The following is a 22193-nucleotide window of genomic DNA, read 5'->3' as shown; positions in this document are numbered from 1 at the left end:
TTTTGCCTCGGAAAAACGACTTTCAGAAAGAATCTTGCTTAACATCCACCCCTATGGAAAGCATTGACAAGTTCGACCTCGCTATCCTGCAAGAACTGCAGACCGATGGCCGCCTCACGAACGCCGAGCTGGCGCAGCGCGTGGGCCTGTCGGCGGCGCCCTGCTGGCGCCGCGTGCGCGCGCTGGAAGACGCCGGCTTCATCAAGGGCTACCGCGCCGAGATCGACCGCCACAAGATCGGACTGGGCGTGCTCGCTTTCGTGCGCGTGGACACCGAACGCGTCACCCACGAGGCCACGCGCAAACTGGAGGACGCGATCCGCAAGATGCCCGAGGTGGTGGCCTGCCACTACATCAGCGGCACCGGCACCTTCGAGCTGCAGGTGGTGGCGCAGGACCTGAACGGTTTCTCGGCCTTCGCGCGGCAGAACCTCATGAACCTGCCAAACGTGAAAGACCTGCACACCAGCTTCTCGCTGGGCGAGGTGAAGGCCAACAGCGCGCTGCCGCTGGGGCACCTGGCGAAGTAGCCGCCCCAAAAAAGAAAAGGGCCGCCTCCCGCGAAGGAGCCGGCCCGATGGCGATGCGCCTTGGCGGATCAATTAGAAGGTGATGTCCTTCTCGACGTCCTGCAGCTTGCGGCGGGCCAGCGCCAGGTTCGACTTCGCCTTGTCGAGCACGAAGTAGATGAACACGCCTTCCTTCTGCGCCATCGGGCGCAGCAGGTGGTACTGCTTGCCCAGCGTGATGAGGATGTCTTCGATGGTGTCGCTCAGGCCCAGCGCGCGCATCGTCTTGAGCTTGGCGCGCATCACTTCGGTGTTGCCGGCGGCGGCCACTTCGAGGTCCACGCCGGTGCCGGCGGCGCCCAGCATCATGCCGCTGGCGGAATCGACCACGGCAGCGCACAGGGCGCCGTCGGCGGTCAGGAGGGAGTCGAGGCTGGTCTGGATCGAGGCCATGTCAGTAAGTCCTGTGAGTGAAATTCATGCGAATGAAAAAAGAGGGTGGAGACGTCGCATGCCAATCCGTCTCCGCCCGTGAATTCGTGTGGGAGGAGGCCTAGGGCTGCGGCGCCTCGAGCGCCCGCACGCAGGCCGCCGTGCGATACATCGCCTGCGCGAGCACCGCATCGGCGTCGGCGATGACGTTCACCACCAGCGAGGTCTCGCCGCTGTGCACCGGGCTGACGAGCGCAAAGCCGTTGTCGGTCGCGACCGTGATGCAGGTGCAGCGGCCCAGGCCGGCCTCCTGCGACACCACGGCGCCGATGGCGGCGATCGAGCTGGCCATGGCGGCGATGCGCGCGGGCTCGACGTCGCGCCGGGCGACGCTGGCGATCTCGAAACCGTCGGGCGTGGCCACCACCACCGAGGCGACGCCGCTCACCTCGTCGAGCACGCGGCGGGCCTCGACCGCGGCGCGCAGCTTCAGGGCGTGGGGGATCTTCATGGCGCGGCCTCCTCGTCGAGCACTTCGATCTGCATCAGCAGCGTCTCGATCAGCGCGACGACGTCGTCCTTGCGGCGCGGATCGACCGCCAGCAGCGGCAGCACCAGCCCGCGCGCCGCCAGGGCCTGCGCGTAGTCGTCGAGCGTGGGGGTGGGGTGCGACGGCAGGCGGCTCACGCCCACGGCGCAGGGCATGCGCTCGAGCGCGCCGGCGAAGCCGTCCAGGTACTGGGCCAGGTCGGCCATCGGGTCGGGGCGGCTGTTGTCCAGCAGGATCGCCAGGCCCAGCGCGTCGCGCACCAGGATCTTCCACATGAAGTCGAAGCGGCTCTGGCCCGGCGTGCCGTACAGGCGCAGCCGGTCGCCGTTGTCCAGCGTCACCTGGCCGAAGTCGAGCCCCACCGTGGTGGTGGCCTTGGCGACCGAGGTGTCGGCGTTGACGACCTCGGTGGCGATCGGCGTGGTCTCGCTGATGGCCGCGATGGCCGTGGTCTTGCCCACGCCCATCGGGCCCGTGAAGACGAGCTTGAAGTCCCTCATGCCGGTGCCCTGTTCAGGCCAGCCCGAGGCGTCGGCGGATGCGCGAGAGCAGGCCGCGCTTGTGCTGCGCGGCCTCGCCGCCGGCGCTGGCCCCCGAGGGACGCGGCCCGCGGGCTTCCTCCGACCAGGTCAGCGCGCCTTCTTCTTCCAGCAGGCCGAGGAAGGTGCTGCACTCCTGCACGTCGATGCGACCCAGCACGCTGAGGCTTTCGGCCGATTGCGCGCTCTTCGACAAGGCGGCGGCCAGCCGCACGTAGATCGGATGGCGCTGCAGGGTCACCTGCGAGGGCCAGCGGATCAGCGAAGCGCGCGCGCGGATCGAGCGCACCATGGCGCGTGCCGCGTCGCCCGAGGCCCCGCTCGGCGCGACCTGGTTGAGCAGCGCGACCAGCTCTTCCGCGTAGATGGGACGCGCCAGCGTGCGGCGCGCAGGCGCGGCAGCCACGGCCTCGCCGCGCGCCACCATCGGCACCACGAAGCGTGCGGCCGGCGTCTGCCGCTCGGCGGCCGGCGCATCGCCGTCCACCAGCAACAGGTCGCAGGGCTGCGACTCACTGACGGTCCACAACGACCGGAGATTGGAGCTGAGGCGAACGATGATCCTCAGGAGCTCGACCTCGACCTGAGGGAGCCCCATGACGCCCAAAACCAATGGCATACCTTCTTCCCTGAGCAATTGCTTTTAATAGTTCCTCATTGTTATATGTGTTAACTAATTGATGCGTTGTGTATCGAGTCGATGCCCAAATTTGGACGTGCACCGAGAAGTAACGCACACGATGGGAGCGCCGGGCCGGCGTCGCGGCCCTTCGCAAGACCTCTGGGACACTGGGCCCCATGAATCCCGAAGAAGCTGGCCCACGGGCCCTGTCGCACCTGCACACCCTGCGCCTGCTGACCGACGCCGAACACGCACAGGCGCTCGCGCACCCCGACCTGCCGAACGCGCCGCTGCGCACCCCGAGCGAAGCGCTAGGCTGGGCGGCCGCCAAGGGCATCGTCGCGCCGGAGGCGCTGCCCGGCCTGCGCGACCGCGCCGCCCCCGGCGCGCAAGACGAGGCGCACCGCACCGTGGCGAATGCGGTGGCCATGGTCAGCGGCCAGGCGCCGGCCTGGGTGCTGCTCGAGATCAGCCTCATGGCGAACCGCCTGGAAGACGGCGTGACCGAGAGCGCCCTCGATCAGCTGCAGGCGCTGCAGTTGATCGATCCTGCGCAGCACGCACAGGCCCTCAGCCTGCTGCCCGCACAGGAACCCGAATGGGCCGCGCCCGCTTCGCCGGCCGCCACACTGGCCTGGGCCGTGCGCACCGGCGTGCTGACGCCCGCGCAGCTGCAGATGCTTGCCACGCCGATGTCCGCGGTCTCGCCGGAGGGCCGGCAGGTCGTGGCCGATGCGATCACCCGCACGGACCGCAACAGCGGCGGGCGCACGAAGACCGTGCGCACCCGCAGCGTGACGTGGCACTCCACAGGGGCGTCCGCCTCGCCCCGCGCCGGCAAGGTGATCGCGGTCGTGGCCGTGGTGGCCGTCGCGCTCTACCTCCTGTTCGCCCGGTAGGCGGCAGGGGTCCCGATAGCGACCGCCTAAAATGCTCGCCCACCGCTTCCCGCCGGGCGGCAAAGACACAAGGACCCCGAATGAACTCTCTACGCCGTGCCCTGGCCCTCGGCCTCGCTGCCGCCACGCTCGCCTTCGGTGCCCAGGCCCAAGCCCAGAACCGCGAACTCACCGTGGCCTCCAGCGCCACCTACGCGCCCTTTGCCTTCGAGAACAAGGACAAGCAGATCGTCGGCTTCGACATCGACATCATCAATGCCATCGCCAAGCAGCAGGGCCTGAAGATCAAGATCGTCAACACGCCTTTCACCGGCATCTTCGGCGCGCTGAACAACGGCGACGTCGACCTGGTGATCTCGGGCGTCACCATCAACGAGAAGCGCAAGCAGAGCTACGACTTCACGCCGCCGTACTTCGCGGCGCGCCAGCTCATCGCGTTGCCGAAGAACAGCACCGTGGCCTCGCTGAAGGACCTCACGGGCAAGAAGATCGCCGTGGTCAGCGCCTCCACCGCCGACGACATCGCCTCGCGCGAGTTCGGCAAGACCAGCCCCAACATCCGCCGCTTCGAGAGCACGCCGCTCATCATTTCCGAGCTGGCCGGCGGTGGTGTCGATGCCGCCATGGGCGACAACGGCGTGATCGCCTACCGCGTGTCGCAGCACCCCGAGCTGAAGACGCTGGACGACAAGTCCTTCCCCGAAGAAGGCTTCGGCATCGTCGTGAAGAAGGGCGACAAGGCGCTGCTGGACAAGCTCAGCGCCGGCCTGGCGGCCATCCGCGCCGACGGCAGCTACGTGACGATCTACAAGAAGTGGTTCAACAAGGACCCCAACGTGCGCTGAGCCGCACGGCATTTTCCTGAACACGGCCGCCCTCACGCGGCCGTTTCGTTTTTTCGCTGACCGACAGATAGACAGAGAGTTGAGGACGCAAGCATGGAACAACCAGTGCTGCTTTTCGGATGGTTCCGCTGGGACATCCTCGTGGAATACAAGGACCTGTTCTGGCAGGGCGCCTGGATGACGCTGCGCATGACCGTGGTCTGCGTGCTGCTCGGGTCGAGCTGGGGCCTGTGCCTGGCGCTCGCACGGCTGGCGCAGGCGCGCCACGCGCCGTGGACCTGGGTCACGCGTGTGCTGCTGCGCTGGCCGGCCACGGTGTACGTGAGCTTCTTCCGGGGCACGCCGCTGTTCGTGCAGATCCTGCTCATCCACTTCGCGGTGATGCCGGTGTTCATCCACCCGACCTCGGGCATCCTGATCGACGGCGAGCTGGCGCGCACGCTCAAGCAGGAGCACGGCGCCCTCATCTCCGGCGTGGTCGCGCTCACGCTGAACTCGGCGGCCTACATCTCCGAAGTGTTCCGCGCCGGCATCCAGTCGATCTCGCGCGGGCAGTTCGACGCCGGCCGCTCGCTGGGCCTGAGCCCCGCGCAGGTGATGCGCTACGTGGTGCTGCCGCAGGCCTTTCGCCGCATGCTGCCGCCGCTGGGCAACAACGCGATCGCGCTGCTCAAGGACACCTCGCTGGTGTCGGCCATCGGCCTGGCCGAGCTGGCCTACGCCGCGCGCACCGTGGCCGGCGCGTATGCGCGCTACTGGGAGCCGTACCTGGCGATCTCGGTGGTGTACTGGGTGATGACGCTGGTGCTGACCACGCTGCTGCGTCGCCTGGAACACCGTCTCGCCCGCAGCGACAGAGGTTAGGCGCGCCGCCTCGCGCCACAATAGCGCGACATGCCGCCCATATCCCCCGAAGAGACACCCCTCCCGCCGGCCAAGCCGCAGCCCTCGAACCTCGCGGCGCTCGAGCCGCTGAAGCTCCCCGTGTTCCGCATGCTGTGGAGCACCTGGCTCATCGCCAACATCTGCATGTGGATGAACGATGTGGCGGCGGCGTGGATGATGACCTCGCTGACCACCTCGCCGATCTGGGTGGCGCTGGTGCAGTCGGCCTCCACCTTGCCGGTGTTCCTGCTGGGCCTTCCGAGCGGCGCGCTGGCCGACATCCTCGATCGCCGGCGCTGGCTGGTGGCCACGCAGTTCTGGCTGGCCGGCACCGCCGTGGTGCTGTGCGCCGCCATCGCGCTCGACGTGATGACCGCGCCGCTCCTGCTGGCGCTCACCTTCGCCAACGGCATCGGGCTGGCGCTGCGCTGGCCGGTGTTCTCGGCCATCGTGCCCGAGCTGGTGCCGCGCCAACAGCTGCCGGCGGCGCTGGGCCTGAACGGCATCGCCATGAACGCCTCGCGCATCGTCGGCCCGCTCACGGCCGGCATGCTGATCGCGAGCGCGGGCAGCGTCTGGGTGTTTGCGCTCAACGCGGTGCTGTCGGTGGCCTCGGGCTTCGTGGTGCTGCGCTGGCGCCGCGAGCACACGCCCAACCCGCTGGGGCGCGAGAAGCTCATCAGCGCGATGCGCGTGGGCGTGCAGTTCGTGCGCCAGTCGCAGCGCATGCGGGCGGTGCTCACGCGCGTGTCGCTGTTCTTCTTCCACTCGACGGCGCTGCTGGCGCTGCTGCCGCTCCTGGCACGCAACCTCCAGGGCGGCGGTGCCGGCACCTTCACGCTGCTGCTGGCCGCCATGGGCACGGGCGCGATCATCGCGGTGCTCTTCCTGCCGCGGCTGCGCCAGGCGCTGGGGCGCGACCAGCTGGTGCTGCGCGGCGCCATGCTGCAGTCGGCCGCCACCGCCGTGATGGCCGTGGCGCCCAACGCCTGGGTCGCGGTGCCGGCGATGTTCTTCGGCGGCATGGCGTGGATCACGGTGGCCAACTCGCTGTCGGTGTCGGCCCAGCTCGCGCTGCCCGACTGGGTGCGCGCGCGCGGCATGTCGACCTACCAGATGGCGATCATGGGCGCGAGCGCGATCGGCGCGGCGCTGTGGGGCCAGGTGGCCACCGTCACGTCGCTGAAGCTGAGCCTGGCCATCGCCGCCGTGAGCGGCACGCTGCTGATGCTGGCGGCCATGCGCTGGGTGACCGACGTGAGCGGCGAAGACGACGTGCGCCCCGCCCAGGCCGGCTGGGCCACGGGCCCACCCGCCGAGGCGCCGCAGGAAGACGGCCGCGTGGTGATCACGGTCGAGTACCTGATCGACCCGTCGCGCGCCGCGGCCTTCCACCTCGTGATGCAGCAGACCCGGCGCGCGCGCCTGGGCCAGGGCGCCATCGGCTGGGAGCTGCTGCACGACATCGCGCAACCCGAGCGCTACGTGGAGCAGATCGTGGACGAGTCGTGGACCGACCACCTGCGCCGCTTCAACCGCGCCACGGCCGCCGACATGGCGCTGCGCGAACGCCGGTTGGCGTTCCACCTCGGCGAAACGGCACCCGTCATCACACGCTTCGTGGTGCGGCGCTGAGCCCGTCCGTCAGCGGAAGAACAGCAGCCGCGTGAGGAAGGTGTGGTCGGCCTCCGCCGCCATCAGCCCGACCAGTACCAAGAGGCACAGCGGCGGCAGCAGGATCGCGTAGACCAGCGCCAGCCGCTCCCACGCCATGTGCATGAAGACCGCGACGATGAGCCCGGCCTTGAGCAGCATGAAAGTGATGATCAGGCCCCAGCGCAGGTAGCCCTGCACGTGCAGGTAGTCGACCATGTACGACATCGCGCTGAGCACGAACAGGAGCCCCCAGATCTTCAGGTACAGGCCGATCGGGTGCTGCTGGCCGGTGGTGGTTGTGGTGTTCATGGCGGTCGTCCTCACCAGAGATAGAACAGCGCGAAGATGAAGACCCACACCAGGTCGACGAAGTGCCAGTACAGGCCCACGATCTCGACCACCTGGTAGTTGCCGGCCTTGTCGTAGTCGCCGCGCATCAGCTTGAAGGCCACGGTGAACAGCAGCACCACGCCAGCCGACACGTGCAGCCCGTGGAAGCCCGTGATCATGAAGAAGGCCGCGCCGAACTGCGCCGCGCCCATCGGGTTGCCCCAGGGCCGCACGCCCTCCTCGAGGATCAGCTTGGACCACTCGAAGGCCTGCATGCCCACGAAGAGTTCGCCGAAGGTGGCGGTCACGAGCATCAACGTGGCGGCGTTCACGCGGTCGCCGCGGTAGGCGAAGTTGACCGCCATCGCCATCGTGCCGCTGCTGCTGATGAGCACGAAGGTCATGATCGCGATCAGCAGGAGCGGCACGTCGGCCCCGCCCACGTGCAATGCGAACACCTCGCTCGGATTCGGCCACGCCGCGGTGGTCGAGACGCGCACCGTCATGTAGCCCGTGAGGAAGCAGCTGAAGATGAAGATGTCGCTCAGCAGGAAGATCCACATCATCGCCTTGCCCCACGAGACCTGGAAGGCCTGGCGGTCGGACGACCAGTCGGCCACCAGCCCGCGCCAGCCGCTCGCGGCGACGGCGGAGCCGGTGAGGGTTGCGGTGGTGGGGTTCATGCGAAGCCTCCTCACGCCGTGCCGCAGAGGACGCGCGCCACCTCCGGCGTCACCCACCCCAGCAGTGCGAACAGTGCCAGCCACACGGCCAGCATGAAGTGCCAGTAGCGCGCGCACAGCGCGATGCGCCATCCGGCCCGGGCGGGATCGGCCCACGCGACGCGCGCCGCCATCGCCCACCCGACCAGCCCGCCCGCCAGGTGCAGCCCGTGCATGGCGGTCAGCAGGTAGAAGAAGCTGCCCGACGGGTTGCCCGCCGGCATGACCTGCGCGTGCACCATGGCGCCCCAGGCCCACAGCTGCACGCCGAGGAAACCCACGGCGCACAGGCCGCCGGCCAGCAGCAGGCGGCGCATGCGCGCCGGGTCCACGCGGCGCGAGGCGGCTTCCAGCGCGACGCTGCCCGCCGCCAGCAGCGCCGAGCTGAGCCACAGCTGCCACGGCAGCGCGAGCGCGACCGCGTCGCCGCTGCTCATGCGCATCACGTAGGCCACGGTGAACAGGGAGAACAGCGCGGTGACCACGCCCATGAAGACCCACAGGCCGATGCCCGCCGCGCTCGCGTGCGCGTCGCGCAGCCGCACGTCGCGGGGCAGGCCGCGCAGGCGCAGGGCGGCGTCCGCGTTCATGCCGGGGCTCCGCGCGCGCCGCTCACCGGCACGTCGTTTTCGTCGTCGCTGGCCTGCGGCGGCGCGTTCTGCGCGATGAAGTCTTCCGCCGCGCCCGGCACGCCGTAGGCGTAGGCCCAGCGGTAGGCCACGGGCAGCCGCGGCCCCCAGTTGCCGTGGCCGGGCGGCGTTTCGGGTGTCTGCCATTCGAGCGAGGCGGCGCGCCACGGGTTGGCGCCGGCCGGCCGGCCGCGCCAGGCGCTCCAGCCCAGGTTGACGATGAAGAGCAGCTGCGCCGCGCCGACCACCAGCGCCACCACGGTGATGAAGGTGTTGAGGCTGAAGGCCGACGGCGGAATGAACTTGTAGCCGTCGAAGTTGTAGTACCGCCGTGGCATGCCCAGCACGCCCAGGTAGTGCATCGGGAAATAGATCGCGTAGGTGCCCAGGAAGGTGATCCAGAAATGCAGCCGGCCGATCCGGTCGTCCAGCATGCGCCCGGTGATCTTGGGGAACCAGTGGTAGATGCCGCCGAACACCACCAGCAGCGGCGCCACGCCCATCACCATGTGGAAGTGCGCCACCACGAAGTAGGTGCCCGACAGCGGGATGTCCACGCTCACGTTGCCCAGGAACAGGCCCGTGAGCCCGCCGATCACGAAGGTGCACATGAAGGCCAATGCGAACAGCATCGGCACCGACAGGTGGATGTCGCCGCGCCACAGCGTGAGCAGCCAGTTGTAGACCTTGATCGCCGTGGGCACCGCGATGACCAGTGTGGTGGTGGCGAAGAAGAAGCCGAAGTACGGGTTCATGCCGCTCACGAACATGTGGTGCGCCCACACCACCACGCTGAGCCCGCCGATGGCCACGATGGCCCACACCATCGTGCGATAGCCGAAGACGCGCTTGCGCGCGTGCACGCTGATCAGGTCCGACACGATGCCGAAGGCCGGCAGCGCCACGATGTAGACCTCGGGATGGCCGAAGAACCAGAACAGGTGCTGGAACAGCAGCGGGCTGCCGCCCTTGTAGCCCGTGACCTGCCCCATCGACACCAGCGCCGGCATGAAGAAGCTGGTGCCCATCGTGCGGTCCAGCAGCAGCATCACGCCGCTGACGAACAGCGCCGGAAAGCCCAGCAGCGCCAGCACCGTGGCCACGAAGATGCCCCACACCGTGAGCGGCATGCGCAGCAGCGTCATGCCCCGGCAGCGCGCCTGCAGCACGGTGGTCGCGTAGTTCAGGCCACCCATGGTGGTGGCCACGATGAAGATCAGCAGCGACACCAGCATCAGCACGATGCCGCCGCCGTGGCCCGGCGTGCCGGGCAGGATCGACTGCGGCGGGTACAGCGTCCAGCCCGCGCCCGTGGGACCGCCCGCCACGAAGAAGCTGGCCATCAGCACCACCACCGACAGCAGGTAGACCCAGAAGCTCAGCATGTTGAGGTAGGGAAACACCATGTCGCGCGCCCCCACCATGAGCGGGATCAGGTAGTTGCCGAAGCCGCCCAGGAACAGCGCCGTGAGCAGGTAGATCACCATGATCATCCCGTGCATGGTCACGAACTGGTAGTAGCGCTCGGCGTTGATGAACTCGAACTGGCCCGGAAAGCCCAGCTGCAGCCGCATCAGGTTGGACAGCACCAGCCCGACCACGCCCACCGCGATGGCGGTGCAGGCGTACTGCACGGCGATCACCTTGTGGTCCTGGCTCCAGACATAGCGGCGCAGGAAGCCCTGCGGCGCCGGGTGGCCGCCGTCGTCGTGTTCGTCGTCTTGAGTGAGCGCAGAAGAAGAAGTCATCGCGCAGCCTTCTGTTCGGTGGCAGCCTGCGCCGGCGGGCTGCCCAGACTCTGGATGTAGGCCACCAGCGCGGCCAGTTCCTCGTCGCTCAGGTCGATCTTCGGCATCACCGGCGGGAAGCCCTTCACATGGCGCGCCTGCGGGTCGCGGATGAAGCTGCGCAGGTAGGTCTCATCGACCCGCGCCGTGCTGCCGTCGGCCATCGACTCGTTCTTGCCGTACAGGCCCTTCCAGGTCGGCCCGACGCGCGCGCTGCCGTCGACGGTGTGGCAGGCCACGCAGCCCTTGGCGTCGGCCAGCGCGCGGCCCTGGTCGACGCGGGCGCCGCCACCGCCGGCAGGTGCCTGTGCAGCCTGCGTCGCCTTGGCCGCCTGCGCCAGCTGCATCGCGCCGAAGGTCGGCAGCGCCGTGCGCCAGGCGTCGTAGGCCGCCGCGTCCTCCACCACCACGAAGCCGCGCATGTTCGGATGCCCCACGCCGCACAGCTGCGCGCACAGCGCCTCGTAGCGGCCCGCGACGGTGGGCGTGAACCAGAAGCGGCTCACCTGCCCCGGCACGATGTTCATGCGGGCGCGGATGGGGGGCACGAAGAAGTCGTGCAGCACGTCGTGGGAGCGCATCAGCACCAGCACCGGCTGGCCGATCGGCAGGTGCACCTCGTCGCCGGGGACCAGCAGGTCGTCCTGCCCGGCCGGGTCGGCCGGGTCGAGACCGAACGGATTGGCGGCGCTGACGAAGCGCGCATCGGTCGCGCCCAGCTTGCCGTCCGCGCCCGGCAGGCGGAAGCGCCACTGCCACTGCTGGCCCAGCACCTCGAGCACGAGCGCGTCGTGCGGCGTGCGCACGTAGTTCGCGTACACCACGAGGCCGGGCGCCAGCAGCGCCATGATGCCGACGGTGGTGGCGCCGATCAGCCAGCGCTCGAGCGTCTTGTTCTCAGGCGCATGCGGCGCCACGCGGCGCCCTTCGCGGTGGCGAAAGCGCACCACGGTGTAGGCGAGGAACACGTTGATGACGACGAAGAACAGGCCCGTGATGACCAGCGTGATGGTCAGCGTGTCGTCCATGCGCTGCCAGTTGGAGGCCAGCGGCGTCGTCCACCACGGGTTGACGAGGTGGAACGCCACCGAGGCCACCACGATGAGCAACAGGACGACGGCGATGGTCATGTGCTGCGCTCCCTGGGGTGGCCATCGTGGGGTCCGGGCGTCGCATGCGCGGCGGCGTCAGCGGATCGCCGGAATCCGCGGCTCTTCGCCCTCGAAGCGGGCCTCGGGGTGCGTGGCCTCCAGCATCGCCTCGACCTCGCGCACGCGCGCGGGCGGCAGGTCGACCATCAGCAGGACCTGGCCCTGCGCGATGGCGCTCTCGAAGCGCGCCAGCCGCGGGCTCGGGATCGACACGCCGACCATGGTGGCCGACCACGCGCCCACCACGCCGCCCAGCAGCGCCAGGCCCACGGCCACGGCCCATTCGGGCTCGTCGCCGAACACCGGGAACAGCAGCGCGGCCAGCAGCCCGACGACGACACCGCAGGCGGTGCCGAGCACCCAGCCGGTCTTGGCGGCGTGAACGAGGTCGGAGGTCTGCCAGACGTTGGCCGCATGGAGCCCGGCCATGTCCTGGCCTTCGCGTGCGGCGAAATGCAGGTGCGCGATGTCGACACGCGCCCGCAGCAGATCGTGCATCGCCTGCCTGGCACTCGCCAGGTCCGGCAACAGCCAATAGATGCGTCTTTTCACGGCGCCTCCTTTCCGTCTTGCGACGAGCAAGAGACCATGCCTGAGTTATAGGCTCCACAGGGGCCGCATTCAAGTCGGCCGCGGGCGCCCGCGCCGGGCGATGCGACACGGCGCCCGCAGGTGTTTTGACCACCTGCATCGTTTTGCTGGCACGCCCCTTGCAAGCAGCTATACAAGGGTATCCACGCATGGTCTACCTTTTTTGACCACGTGGATAATTTAGACTCCCCCACCCGTTCTCATGAGGTTTGCCACGATGAATCCGCCCCCGTTGCGCAGCCGCTTCTGGTCCGACCTGACCAGTGAAGAGTTCTCCCGCCTCGACCGCGAACGGCTGATCGCCGTGCTGCCGGTGGGGGCGACCGAACAGCACGGCCCCCATTTGCCGATGTCGACCGACACCGCCACCATCGACGGCATGGTGCGCGCCAGCCTGCCCTACCTGCCCGACGACCTGCCGGTGCTGTTCCTGCCCACCGTGCCCTACGGCAAGAGCAACGAGCACTCGCGCTACCCGGGCACGCTCACGGTGTCGGCGAACACGCTGATCTCGCTGTGGAAGGACGTCGGCGCCTGCGTGGCCAAGGCCGGCGTGCGCAAGCTGGTGCTCTACAACAGCCACGGCGGCCAGATGAGCGTCATGGACATCGTGGCGCGCGACCTGCGCGAAGAGCACGACATGATGGTCGTGGCCGCCAACTGGTACACGCTGGGCCTGCCCGAGGGCCTGTTCACCGCGCACGAAGGCAAGCACGGCATCCACGCCGGCGACCTCGAGAGCTCGGTGATGCTGCACCTCACGCCCGATTACGTGCGCCGTGACCAATTCCAGAACTTCGGCTCCATGACCGAGCAGCTGGCGGCCGAAAACAAGTTCCTTTCGATCACGCCCAGCGGCAAACTCGGCTGGCAGATGCACGACATCAACCCGGCCGGCGCCGCCGGCGACGCCACCCGCGCCAGCGCCGAGAAGGGCGCCGCGGTGCTCGACCACGTGGGCCGGCGCTTCGGCGAACTGCTGCACGAGATCGACCGCTTCCCGCTCTCGCGCCTGGCCAACGTTCCGGCCTGGCGCTGACGCCAAGGAGTCCCATGGAAAGCCCCACGCCATCCACCGCCGCAGCGTCGGCCACACCGCTGGTCCGCCTGCGCAACGTCGGCAAGCGCTTTGCCAACGGCACGCTCGCCCTGCAGGGCATGACGCTCGACATCGGCGAGCACGACTTCGTCAGCTTCCTGGGCCCCTCGGGCTGCGGCAAGAGCACCGCGCTGCGGCTGATCGCCGGGCTCACCCGCATCAGCTCGGGCGACATGCAGTGGTCGGGCGCCAACACCGGCAGCGCCAAGGACAGCAAGAGCGACCGCGACCTGGGCTTCGTGTTCCAGGAGCCCACGCTCATGCCCTGGACCAAGGTGTTCGACAACGTCTGGCTGCCGCTCAAGCTCGCGGGCATGAGCCGCGACGAAGCCGCGCCGGTGGTGCAGCACGTGCTGGAACTGGTCGGCCTCTCGCGCTTTGCCGACGTGTACCCGCGCGAGCTCTCGGGCGGCATGAAGATGCGCGTGTCGATCGCGCGCGCGCTGGTCACGCACCCGCGCCTGCTGCTCATGGACGAGCCCTTTGCCGCACTCGACGAGATGACGCGCATCAAGCTCAACAACGACCTCCTGGCCATCTGGCGCGAGCACCGCTTCTCGATCGTGTTCGTCACGCACAGCGTGTACGAGTCGGTCTACCTGTCGAACCGCATCGTCGTGATGGCGGCGCGCCCGGGCCGCGTGATCGACGAGATCGCCATCGACGAGCCCTACCCGCGCGGAGAAGCCTTCCGCACCTCCAGCCGCTACAACGCGCACTGCACGGCTGTCTCGCAATCTCTGCACGGAGCGCTCCATGGCCTCGACATCGACCATTGAAACCGTGATGCCCCTCGACACCACCAACGAAGCCACGCCGTCCGCCGAGACGCTGCGCGCGCACGAAGACAAGCTGCGCCGGCGCGAGGCGACGCTGCGCATCGTCGTGCCGGTCGTCATCGTCGCCGCGCTGCTGCTGGTGTGGGAGTGGATGGTGCGCGCCAACGACATCCCGCACTACATCCTGCCGGCGCCTTCGCTCATCCTGCGCACGCTGTTCGACAACTGGGGTTCGCTCTCGGGCGCGCTGTGGTTCACGGTGAAGCTCACGCTGCTGGCGCTGGGCGCCGCCATCGTCGGCGGTGTGCTGCTGGCGATTGCCTTCGCGCTGTTCAAGTGGGTGGAGATCGGCCTGTTCCCGATCGCCGTGATCCTGCAGGTGACGCCGATCATCGCGATCGCGCCGCTGATCCTGATCTACGTGTCGAGCACCACCGCGGCGCTCTTGCTGTGCGCGTGGATCGTGGCCTTCTTCCCCATCCTGTCGAACACCGTCATCGGGCTGAAGAGCGCCGACAGCAACCTGCGCGACCTGTTCCAGCTGTACAAGGCCTCGCCCTGGCAGACCTTCCGCTACCTGCTGGCGCCCAGCGCGCTGCCGTACTTCATGGCGGGCCTGAAGATCGCCGGCGGCCTGAGCCTCATCGGCGCGGTGGTGGCCGAGTTCACGGCCGGCACGGCGGGCAAGGAAACGGGGCTGGCCTCGCGCATCCTCGAGTCGAGCTTCCGCACCGAGATCCCGATGATGTTCGCGGCGCTGCTGCTGGTGTCCTTGCTGGGCATCGTGATCTTCATCGTGTTCGCCGCCCTGTCGCGGCTGGTGCTCGGCCACTGGCACGAGAGCGAGATGCGCCGTGAACGCTAGAACCCCGCTGTCCACCGTCGACTGGGACGCCGTGCGCGAGGAGCTGCACGGCCTGAACGTGATCGCCACGCCCAGCCAGCGCAAGCAGCTGTCGAAGGACTTCTACTGGTACAGCCCGATCCTCACGGCGCAGCTCGCGGGCTGCGTGGCCGACCTCGTGGTCAAGGTCAGCACCGAGGACGACGTGCGCCAGGCCGCGGCCGTGGCCGCCAAGTGGAAGCTGCCGCTCACCGTGCGCGCCGGCGGCACCGGCAACTACGGCCAGTGCGTGCCGCTCGAAGGCGGGCTCGTGCTCGACGTGACGCAGATGTGCCGCGTGCTCGACCTGGCCGAAGGCCGCATCCGCGTCGAGGCCGGCGCGCGCATGCACGACATCGACCTGGCCGCGCGCGAGACCGGGCAGGCGCTGCGCATGTGGCCCTCGACCTGGCACGTGGCCAGCATCGGTGGCTTCATCGCGGGCGGCTTCGGCGGCATCGGGTCGTTCCGCCACGGCATCCTGCGCGACCCCGGCAACCTGCTGCGCGCGCGCGTGATGACGGTGGAGCGCGAGCCGCGCGTCATCGAGCTGGTGGGCGACGAGATCCAGCAGGTGCACCATGCCTACGGCACCAACGGCGTGATCCTCGACGTGGAAGTGGCGCTGAGCCCGGCGGTCGACTGGGTGCATTGCACGGCGCTGTTCGACACCTACCGCGGCGCGCTCGACTTCGGCATCGCCGCGCAGGCGCCCTCGCTGGACATCTTCCTGCTGTCGACCGTGGAGGCGCGCTTCTCGCCCTACTACACGGCCATGGGCGATCGCTTTCCGCCCGACCGGCACGCGGTGTTCACCATGGTCTCGCCCGACTCCATGGCCGAGTTCCGCGCGCTCGCGGCGGCGCACGGCGGCACCCTGTCGGTGGCCGGCACCGAAGCCGAGCTGCAGGCCGAGGGCCTGCCGCCGGCCTACGAGTGCGCCTTCAACCACACGACGCTGCAGGCGCTGAAGGCCGACCGCAGCTGGACCTACCTGCAGGTGGCCTACGCCCAGCCCTTCGACCCGGCCGTGGTCGAGCGCCACATGCAGATCTTCGGCGACGACGTGCTGCAGCACCAGGACTTCGCGCGCGCCAACGGCCAGTGCGGCACCTTCGGCATCCTGCTCGTGCGCTGGAAGGGCGAAGCCCACCAGTACGAGGTGATGCGCGAGATCGAGTCGCAGGGCGGCGCGCAGATCTTCAACCCGCACGTCTTCACCATCGAGGACGGCGGCATGAAGACCATCGACACGCAGCAGATCGAGTTCAAGAAGCGCAGCGACCCGATGGGCCTGATGAACCCCGGCAAGACGCGCGGCTGGACGCCCGACATGGCCGTCGAGCGCTGAGAAAAACATTTAGTCTTCGCATCCCGTCCCCACCCCAACCTCCACAGGAGTCCGTCCCCATGCGCATCCCCGCTTTCTCTCTCCGGCCGCTGGCCTTCGGCCTGGCCCTCGCAGGTGCTGCCTTCGCCGCGCACGCCCAGGAAAAAGTGGTGTTCGCCACCAACTGGAAGGCGCAGGCCGGCCACGGCGGCTTCTACCAGGCGCTGGTGGACGGCACCTACAAGAAGTACGGCCTGGACGTGGAAATCATGCAGGGCGGCCCGATGGTCAACAACCGGCCCATGCTGCCGGCCGGCAAGATCGACTTCCTCATGACCGGCAACCTGCTGCAGTCCTTCGACAACGTGAAGAACGGCGTGCCCACCGTGGTGGTCGCGGCCATCTTCCAGAAAGACCCGCAGGCCATGTTCGCCCACCCGGGCCAGGGCTACGACACCTTCAAGGACATGACCAAGGCGCCCGTGGCCTTCATCGGCAAGGACGGCCAGTTCAGCTTCTGGCAGTGGATGAAGTCGGAGCACGGCTTCAAGGATTCGCAGCTCAAGCCCTACACCTTCAACGTGGGCCCGTTCCTCGCAGACAAGAAATCGATCCAGCAGGGCTACGCCATCTCGGAGCCGCTGTCGATCAAGGCCCAGGCCGGCTTCGACCCGGTGGTGCACCTGTTGGCCGACCACGGCTTCTCGACCTACGCCACCACCATCGAGACCCGCGCCGACCTCATCAAGACCAAGCCCGAGATGGTGCGCAAGTTCATCGAGGCCTCGATCGTCGGCTGGAACAACTACCTCTACGGCGACAACAAGGCCGCCAACGAGCTCATGGCCAAGACCAACCCCGACGCCACGCCGGCCGCGCTGCAGGGCTCCATCGATCTCATCAAGAAGATGGGCATCGTGGACAGCGGCGACTCGCTCACCAAGGGCATCGGCGCCATGGACGAAGCACGCGTGAAGGACTTCTACGACAAGATGGTCAAGGCCGGCCTGTACAAGCCGGGCGAGATCGACCTGTCGAAGGTCGCGACCACGCAGTTCGTCAACAAGGGCGTCGGTGTCGACGTTCGCAAGAAGCTCACCGGCAAGTAATTCGCTTCGTTTTTTCCCGTGGGTCGCGCGGGGCTTGCGCCGGGGTCAGATGCCGGCGCCTGGGTTGCCATAAGGCACTGCGCGGCCTTTCACTCCTTGGGCTCTGACCCCGTCTCGCCGAACAGGCGAACCGGCCCGAACATGAAAACGCTCGTCGTCCATTGCCATCCGAACCCTGACAGCTTCAACCACGCGCTGTACCGCACCGCCCTCGAGGCCCTCACGCCGCGACATCCCGTCAAGGCCATCGACCTGTACGCCGAGGGCTTCGACCCGACGCTGACACGCGAAGAGCGCATCGCCTACCTCGACAACCCCGAACTGATCCGCGAACGCGTGAAACCCCACGTCGAAGCGCTGCTGTGGGCCGAGCACCTGGTGTTCGTCTACCCCACCTGGTTCCATGGACCGCCGTCCATGCTCAAGGGCTGGCTCGAGCGCGTGTGGCTGCCGGGCGTGGCCTTCCTGCCCGCCGAGCGCAAGGGGCAACTCGCCAAGTCGGGCATGCGGCACATCCGTCGGCTGACGGTGGTGACCACCGGCGGCTCGCCGCGCTGGTTCGTGATGGCCATCGGCGACCCGGGGCGGCGGCTGTTCACGCGCGCGCTGCGGGCGCTGTTCGCGTGGCGCTGCAAGGTGACGTGGCTGCAGCTGCACGACATGAACGCCGTCACCGACAGCGACCGCACCCATTTCATCGCGCGCGTGGCGCGCACGCTGCACAACATCCAGTAGACAAGCAGGGAGACACACACCATGAGCCTCGAACGCACGCTGACCGTCCGTGTCGAACGCATCTCGCGGCAGACGCCGGAAATCCTGGCCTTCGAGCTGACGCATCCGTGGGGCCGCGCGCTGCCCGGCTACGAGGCCGGCGCGCACATCGACGTGCACATGCCCGGCGGCTTCTCGCGCCAGTACTCGCTGGCGCGCGCGCCTTCGGGCAGCGGCGGCTACGTGATCGGCGTGAAGCGCGAGCACGCCAGCCGCGGCGGCTCGGCCTCGATGCACGAGCGCGTGCGCGAGGGCGACCTGATTGCGATCAGCGCACCGCGCAACACCTTTCCGCTGCGCGCCGAAGCCCGGCGCCACCTGCTGCTGGCCGGCGGCATCGGCATGACGCCGCTGCTGGCCATGGCGCAGGCGCTGGCCGCGCGCGGCGCCGACTTCACGCTGTGCGTGTTCGCGCGCAGCGAGGAGCACCTGGCCTTTGCCGAGGCGCTGCACGCGCCCGCGCTGGCGCCGCACCTGAAGCTGCACCTGGACCAGGGCGACGCGACGCAGCGCATCGACCTGCGCGCCCTGCTGGCCGAGCGCACGCCCGACACGCACCTGTACGTGTGCGGCCCCGGCGGCTTCATGCAGGCGGTGCGCGAGGCCGCCGCGCACTGGCCCGAAGACGCGCTGCACACCGAGTACTTCGCCGCGCCCACCGGCACGGCCGCCGCCACCACCGGCCTGCCCTTCACGCTGAAGCTGGCGCGGCGCGGCATCGAGGTGCCGGTGGCGGCCGACCAGACCGCGGTCGACGCGCTGCACGAAGTGGGCATCGACATCCCCGTGTCGTGCCAGCAGGGCCTGTGCGGCACCTGCGTGGTCGAGGGCGACGGCGAGGGCGCCGAGCACCGCGACTTCTGCCTCACCGGCACCGAGCGGCGCACCAAGGTGGCGCTGTGCTGCTCGCGCGCCAAGGGCCCCGACCTGGTGCTGCAGCTGTGAGCGTGACGGACACCGACAGCGAAGCCCCCGCCACGCGCGGGCGTTCGCGCAAGTACACGCAGGTGCTGGGCCTCATCAACCAGGCCGCCATCGAGGTGTTCGCCAGCGAAGGGCTGGCCGGCGCGTCGACGCAGGCCATCGCCGACAAGGCGGGCCTGTCGAAGGCGCAGCTGCACTACTACATCGAGAGCAAGGAGGCGCTGTACCGCCAGGTGCTGCAGGACATCCTGACCGACTGGATCGTGGTGTTCGGCTTCAGCGACGAGGCCTTCGGCCCGCGCAAGGTGCTGGGCGACCTGATCCAGCGCAAGATGATGTTCTCGTTCGAGCACCCGCTGCGCTCGCGCATCTTCACCGCCGAGATGATGCGCGGCGCGCCCGTCATCAACAGCATGATGGACACGAGCAAGCAGCGCACCGACCAGGCCGCCGCCGTGATCCAGAACTGGATGAACCAGGGCCTGATGGACACCGCCGACCCGATGCTGGTGCTGTTCCACATCTGGGCCGTGACGCAGTTCTACGCCGACCACGCCACCCAGGCCGCCTACTACCGCAACACGGCGCAGCAGGGCGACGACAGGGACCGCCGCTACCTCATCGAGCAGGTGACGGAGTTCCTGCTCAAGGGCGCGGGCGTCAAGTAGCCGCGCGCTGCGGCAGGTACATGGTGGCTTCCACCTCGACGAGCACCTCGTCGCCCGGCAGGAAGCGCGACACCTCGACCACCGTGCTCACCGGCGGCTCGCCCGGATAGAACAGGCCGCGCACGCGGTTGTAGAAGGCGTAGTGCGGCAGGTGCCGGAAGTACTGCACCAGCTTCACCACGTCTTCCATGGTGCCGCCGTGCTCGGCGGCGATCTGGCGGATGCGCTCCAGCACGAACCAGCTCTGCGCCACGATGGGCGCCTCGAAGATGTCGACCGACATCTGGCCCGTGGCATAGCCCACGCCCTGCAGCGCGGCGCGGGCTTCTTCCGGGATGGCGTCGTAGCCCGCCACCGCGCGGCGCGTGGCCGGGTCGACGGCGACCACGCCGCTCATGAAGACGAAATCGCCGACGCGCTTGGCGGCGGCATAGTTGGCCATCGGCTTGCCCATGCTCATGGTGTGTTCTCCAGTGCCCGGCCTGCGCGGTAGACGGTGCGTTGCCGTCCGCGCGGGCCGATGAGTTCGTGTTCGTCGGTGGCGGCCAGCACTACGAGGTCGGCCGGGCAGCCCGGCGCGATGCGGCCGTCCCACGCGAGGCCCAGCGCCTTCGCGGGGTTCACGGTGATGGTGTCGAGCCAGTCGGCGGCGGGTGCCAGGTGCGCCATCTGCACGCCCAGGCCGAAGGTCTCGAGCAGGTCGTAGCTGCCGTAGGGATAGAAGGCGTCCTGCACGTTGTCGGTGGCCAGGCTCGCGCGCAGGCCGTGCGCCGCCGCCTCACGGATGCGCGTGATGCCGCGCGCCACGGGCGTGCGGTCCCACGCGCCCTGCAGGTAGAGGTTGGTGGTCGGCAGCGCGACGAGGTGCAGCCCGGCGCCGGCGCACAGCGTGAGCGTCTCGGCGGCCACGGCGTCGTCCTGCACCGAGAGCGAGCAGGCGTGGCCGCAGACCACGCGGCCCTTGAAGTCGCGCGCGCGCACCAGCTGCGCGATGCTGCGCAGGCCGCTGGCGTCGGTGTCCAGGCCTTCGTCGACGTGGAAGTCGAGCCCCAGCCCGTGCTGCTGCGCGAGGTCGAACACGCGGCCCAGCTTGGCGAAGAGGCCGTCGTTGCGGTAGATGAAAGCGCCCAGCGAACCGCCCGCGCGCTTCACGTCGCGCGCGATGCGCTCGCCGGCGGCGAGGTCGGCGAACACGTCGAGCGGCACGAGCGCGACGAACTGCAGTTCGATGCGGCCGGCCCATTCTTCGCGCAGCGCCTCGAACACGGCCAGCGCGGCCGGCGGCTCGGGCTCGACCCAGTCGAGGTGCGTGCGCAGCGCGCGCGTGCCGGCGCGCCAGGCCTCGTGCAGCGCGCGCTCCATGCGCAGGCGCAGCGAGGCGCCGGTCCAGCTCGCGCGGTGGCGGCCCATGCGCTCGATGGCGGTGAACAGGTCGCCCTGCGCGGCGCCGACGTCCTGCACGGTGAAGTTCTTGTCGATGTGCGCGTGCGCCTCGACGAGGGCGCTCAGCAGCGTGCCGCGCGCCTGGGCTTGCGACGCGCTGGGCGCGATGGCCGCGACCTTGTCGCCGTCGATCGTGACGTCGAAGACCTGCGCATCGCCCGCCGCTGCAAAGCCCCGCAGCGGCGCTGGAATGCGCAGCGCTTCGAGCGTCGTGGTCGTCATGCGCGCTGGCGCCAGTCGCGCAGCCAGCCCAGGCCGGCCGAGGTGCCGCCGGGTTCCATACCGCGGCGCGGGCGGTATTCGCAACCGACCCAGCCCTGCCAGCCGCACTGCGCCGACACCTCGTCGATCACGCCGAAGAGGTAGTCGTAGTTCTGCTCGCCCACATCGGGCTCGTGGCGCTCGGGCACGCCCGCGATCTGCAGGTGGCCGACGCGGCCGGTCGGCAGGTACTGGCGCAGCTTCATCGCCACGTCGCCTTCGACGATCTGGCAGTGGTACAGGTCCATCTGCACCTTGAGGTTGGCGGCGCCCACGGTCTCGACGATCTGGTGCGCGTGGTCCTGCCGGTTGAGGAAGAAGCGCGGAATGTCGCGCGTGTTGATCGGCTCGATCAGCACGTCGCGCCCGGCCTTCGCGGCCTCGGCCGCGGCCCAGCGCAGGTTCCCGACATAGACGGCCTCTGCCGCCTCGCGCGCGAGGCCTTCGGGCACGAGGCCGGCCATCACGTGGATGCGCGGGCAGTCGAGCGCCACGGCGTAGTCGATGGCTTTCGCAATGCCTTCGCGGAACTCGCCCTCGCGCCCCGGCAGGCAGGCCAGGCCGCGCTCGCCGCCGGCCCAGTCGCCGGGCGGGCCGTTGAACAGCACCTGCTGCAGGCCGTTGTGCTTCAAGCGCGCGACGATGTCTTCCTTGCTGAAGTCGTAGGGAAAGAGGTACTCGACGGCCTGGAAGCCGTCTTTCGCGGCGGCGTCGAAGCGGTCGAGAAATGCGAGCTCCGGATAGAGCATCGAGAGGTTGGCGGCGAATTGGGGCAT

26 protein-coding genes are annotated in these 22193 nt (G+C 69.0%); 13 read left to right on the top strand and 13 right to left on the bottom strand.

Annotated features, from left to right (window positions below; genetic code table 11):
- The first annotated feature begins 53 nt into the window (after positions 1 to 53).
- A complete protein-coding gene (locus tag AC07OH_RS25855) occupies positions 54 to 530 on the top strand; it encodes an Lrp/AsnC family transcriptional regulator (RefSeq protein ID WP_062478228.1) in 477 nt (158 codons plus the stop codon).
- Positions 531 to 602: 72 nt separating this feature from the next.
- On the opposite strand, the gene AC07OH_RS25850 is transcribed toward AC07OH_RS25855, so the two are convergent.
- The 4 genes from AC07OH_RS25850 to AC07OH_RS25835 all read right to left on the bottom strand — a co-directional run bounded on the left by AC07OH_RS25850 (position 603) and on the right by AC07OH_RS25835 (position 2559).
- A complete protein-coding gene (locus AC07OH_RS25850; protein WP_369645605.1) occupies positions 603 to 962 on the bottom strand; it encodes a hypothetical protein in 360 nt (119 codons plus the stop codon).
- A gap of 100 nt (positions 963 to 1062) precedes the next feature.
- Positions 1063 to 1452 (bottom strand): roadblock/LC7 domain-containing protein, encoded by a 390-nt coding sequence (locus tag AC07OH_RS25845; RefSeq protein WP_489060715.1) that lies wholly within the window; start codon positions 1450 to 1452, stop codon positions 1063 to 1065.
- Positions 1449 to 1991 carry a GTP-binding protein gene (locus AC07OH_RS25840; protein ID WP_495302617.1) on the bottom strand — a complete coding sequence of 181 codons (543 nt, stop codon included), beginning with the start codon at positions 1989 to 1991 and terminating at the stop codon, positions 1449 to 1451. The genes AC07OH_RS25845 and AC07OH_RS25840 overlap by 4 nt, the downstream gene beginning before the upstream one ends.
- A 13-nt stretch (positions 1992 to 2004) precedes the next feature.
- The gene (locus AC07OH_RS25835) at positions 2005 to 2559 is read right to left on the bottom strand and encodes a hypothetical protein (protein WP_495302616.1); all 555 of its coding nucleotides are present in this window, start codon (positions 2557 to 2559) and stop codon (positions 2005 to 2007) included.
- 269 nt (positions 2560 to 2828) lie between these two features.
- On the opposite strand from AC07OH_RS25835, the gene AC07OH_RS25830 reads away from it, so the two are divergent.
- From AC07OH_RS25830 to AC07OH_RS25815, 4 genes are all read left to right on the top strand, one after another.
- Entirely contained in the window at positions 2829 to 3551 is a 723-nt protein-coding gene (locus tag AC07OH_RS25830; RefSeq protein WP_495302615.1) for a hypothetical protein, read from the top strand.
- An 80-nt stretch (positions 3552 to 3631) separates the two neighbouring features.
- Positions 3632 to 4396 carry a basic amino acid ABC transporter substrate-binding protein gene (locus AC07OH_RS25825; RefSeq protein WP_489060709.1) on the top strand — a complete coding sequence of 255 codons (765 nt, stop codon included), beginning with the start codon at positions 3632 to 3634 and terminating at the stop codon, positions 4394 to 4396.
- A 93-nt stretch (positions 4397 to 4489) separates the two neighbouring features.
- Positions 4490 to 5260, top strand: a complete 771-nt coding sequence (locus tag AC07OH_RS25820; protein WP_492682219.1) for an amino acid ABC transporter permease — start codon at positions 4490 to 4492, stop codon at positions 5258 to 5260.
- 30 nt (positions 5261 to 5290) lie between these two features.
- Positions 5291 to 6916 (top strand): MFS transporter, encoded by a 1626-nt coding sequence (locus tag AC07OH_RS25815; RefSeq protein WP_489060706.1) that lies wholly within the window; start codon positions 5291 to 5293, stop codon positions 6914 to 6916.
- Between the two features lie 9 nt (positions 6917 to 6925).
- Here the strand turns inward: AC07OH_RS25815 and AC07OH_RS25810 are convergent, their stop codons facing one another.
- From AC07OH_RS25810 to AC07OH_RS25785, 6 genes are read right to left on the bottom strand one after another with little or no spacing between them, the layout of a single operon-like run.
- Positions 6926 to 7246, bottom strand: a complete 321-nt coding sequence (locus tag AC07OH_RS25810; protein ID WP_495302614.1) for a cytochrome C oxidase subunit IV family protein — start codon at positions 7244 to 7246, stop codon at positions 6926 to 6928.
- Positions 7247 to 7257: 11 nt separating this feature from the next.
- Complete coding sequence (locus AC07OH_RS25805) at positions 7258 to 7950, bottom strand: heme-copper oxidase subunit III family protein (RefSeq protein ID WP_139700774.1); 693 nt, start codon at positions 7948 to 7950, stop codon at positions 7258 to 7260.
- Positions 7951 to 7961: 11 nt separating this feature from the next.
- Positions 7962 to 8579: a cytochrome c oxidase subunit 3 family protein gene (locus AC07OH_RS25800; protein WP_495302613.1), complete on the bottom strand. Its 618-nt coding sequence runs from the start codon at positions 8577 to 8579 to the stop codon at positions 7962 to 7964.
- The gene (locus AC07OH_RS25795; RefSeq protein ID WP_495302612.1) at positions 8576 to 10366 is read right to left on the bottom strand and encodes a cytochrome c oxidase subunit I; all 1791 of its coding nucleotides are present in this window, start codon (positions 10364 to 10366) and stop codon (positions 8576 to 8578) included. The genes AC07OH_RS25800 and AC07OH_RS25795 overlap by 4 nt, the downstream gene beginning before the upstream one ends.
- On the bottom strand, positions 10363 to 11535 hold the full coding sequence (locus AC07OH_RS25790; protein ID WP_495302611.1) for a c-type cytochrome: 1173 nt from the start codon (positions 11533 to 11535) through the stop codon (positions 10363 to 10365). Before AC07OH_RS25790 ends, AC07OH_RS25795 begins: the two co-directional genes overlap by 4 nt.
- 57 nt (positions 11536 to 11592) lie before the next feature.
- A complete protein-coding gene (locus AC07OH_RS25785) occupies positions 11593 to 12108 on the bottom strand; it encodes a DUF1269 domain-containing protein (protein ID WP_369645616.1) in 516 nt (171 codons plus the stop codon).
- Between the two features lie 256 nt (positions 12109 to 12364).
- Between AC07OH_RS25785 and AC07OH_RS25780 the strand changes: the two genes are divergently transcribed.
- From AC07OH_RS25780 to AC07OH_RS25745, 8 genes are all read left to right on the top strand, one after another.
- Positions 12365 to 13186, top strand: coding sequence for a creatininase family protein (locus AC07OH_RS25780; RefSeq protein WP_495302610.1), 822 nt, complete (start codon positions 12365 to 12367; stop codon positions 13184 to 13186).
- Positions 13187 to 13200: 14 nt separating this feature from the next.
- Entirely contained in the window at positions 13201 to 14025 is an 825-nt protein-coding gene (locus AC07OH_RS25775; protein WP_489060692.1) for an ABC transporter ATP-binding protein, read from the top strand.
- Positions 14003 to 14890 (top strand): ABC transporter permease, encoded by an 888-nt coding sequence (locus AC07OH_RS25770; RefSeq protein ID WP_174250296.1) that lies wholly within the window; start codon positions 14003 to 14005, stop codon positions 14888 to 14890. The genes AC07OH_RS25775 and AC07OH_RS25770 overlap by 23 nt, the downstream gene beginning before the upstream one ends.
- Positions 14880 to 16259 (top strand): FAD-binding oxidoreductase, encoded by a 1380-nt coding sequence (locus AC07OH_RS25765; RefSeq protein ID WP_495302609.1) that lies wholly within the window; start codon positions 14880 to 14882, stop codon positions 16257 to 16259. Before AC07OH_RS25770 ends, AC07OH_RS25765 begins: the two co-directional genes overlap by 11 nt.
- A gap of 59 nt (positions 16260 to 16318) precedes the next feature.
- Positions 16319 to 17347, top strand: a complete 1029-nt coding sequence (locus tag AC07OH_RS25760) for an ABC transporter substrate-binding protein (protein WP_495302608.1) — start codon at positions 16319 to 16321, stop codon at positions 17345 to 17347.
- Positions 17348 to 17488: 141 nt separating this feature from the next.
- Positions 17489 to 18082, top strand: coding sequence for an NAD(P)H-dependent oxidoreductase (locus AC07OH_RS25755; protein ID WP_139700783.1), 594 nt, complete (start codon positions 17489 to 17491; stop codon positions 18080 to 18082).
- Positions 18083 to 18103: 21 nt separating this feature from the next.
- Positions 18104 to 19066, top strand: a complete 963-nt coding sequence (locus AC07OH_RS25750; protein ID WP_495302607.1) for a PDR/VanB family oxidoreductase — start codon at positions 18104 to 18106, stop codon at positions 19064 to 19066.
- Entirely contained in the window at positions 19063 to 19713 is a 651-nt protein-coding gene (locus AC07OH_RS25745) for a TetR family transcriptional regulator C-terminal domain-containing protein (protein ID WP_495302606.1), read from the top strand. Before AC07OH_RS25750 ends, AC07OH_RS25745 begins: the two co-directional genes overlap by 4 nt.
- Here the strand turns inward: AC07OH_RS25745 and AC07OH_RS25740 are convergent.
- From AC07OH_RS25740 to otnI, 3 genes are read right to left on the bottom strand one after another with little or no spacing between them, the layout of a single operon-like run.
- Positions 19706 to 20173 (bottom strand): RidA family protein, encoded by a 468-nt coding sequence (locus tag AC07OH_RS25740; RefSeq protein WP_495302605.1) that lies wholly within the window; start codon positions 20171 to 20173, stop codon positions 19706 to 19708. The two genes, AC07OH_RS25745 and AC07OH_RS25740, sit on opposite strands and share 8 nt — an antisense overlap.
- The gene (locus AC07OH_RS25735; protein ID WP_495302604.1) at positions 20170 to 21378 is read right to left on the bottom strand and encodes an amidohydrolase family protein; all 1209 of its coding nucleotides are present in this window, start codon (positions 21376 to 21378) and stop codon (positions 20170 to 20172) included. The genes AC07OH_RS25740 and AC07OH_RS25735 overlap by 4 nt, the downstream gene beginning before the upstream one ends.
- The gene (gene otnI, locus AC07OH_RS25730; protein WP_495302603.1) at positions 21375 to 22193 is read right to left on the bottom strand and encodes a 2-oxo-tetronate isomerase; all 819 of its coding nucleotides are present in this window, start codon (positions 22191 to 22193) and stop codon (positions 21375 to 21377) included. Before otnI ends, AC07OH_RS25735 begins: the two co-directional genes overlap by 4 nt.

This window comes from Variovorax sp. GW821-FHT10C12, assembly GCF_059415405.1.
Note: the sequence above shows the minus strand (reverse complement) of the source record. Positions and strands in the feature narration are given on the sequence as shown.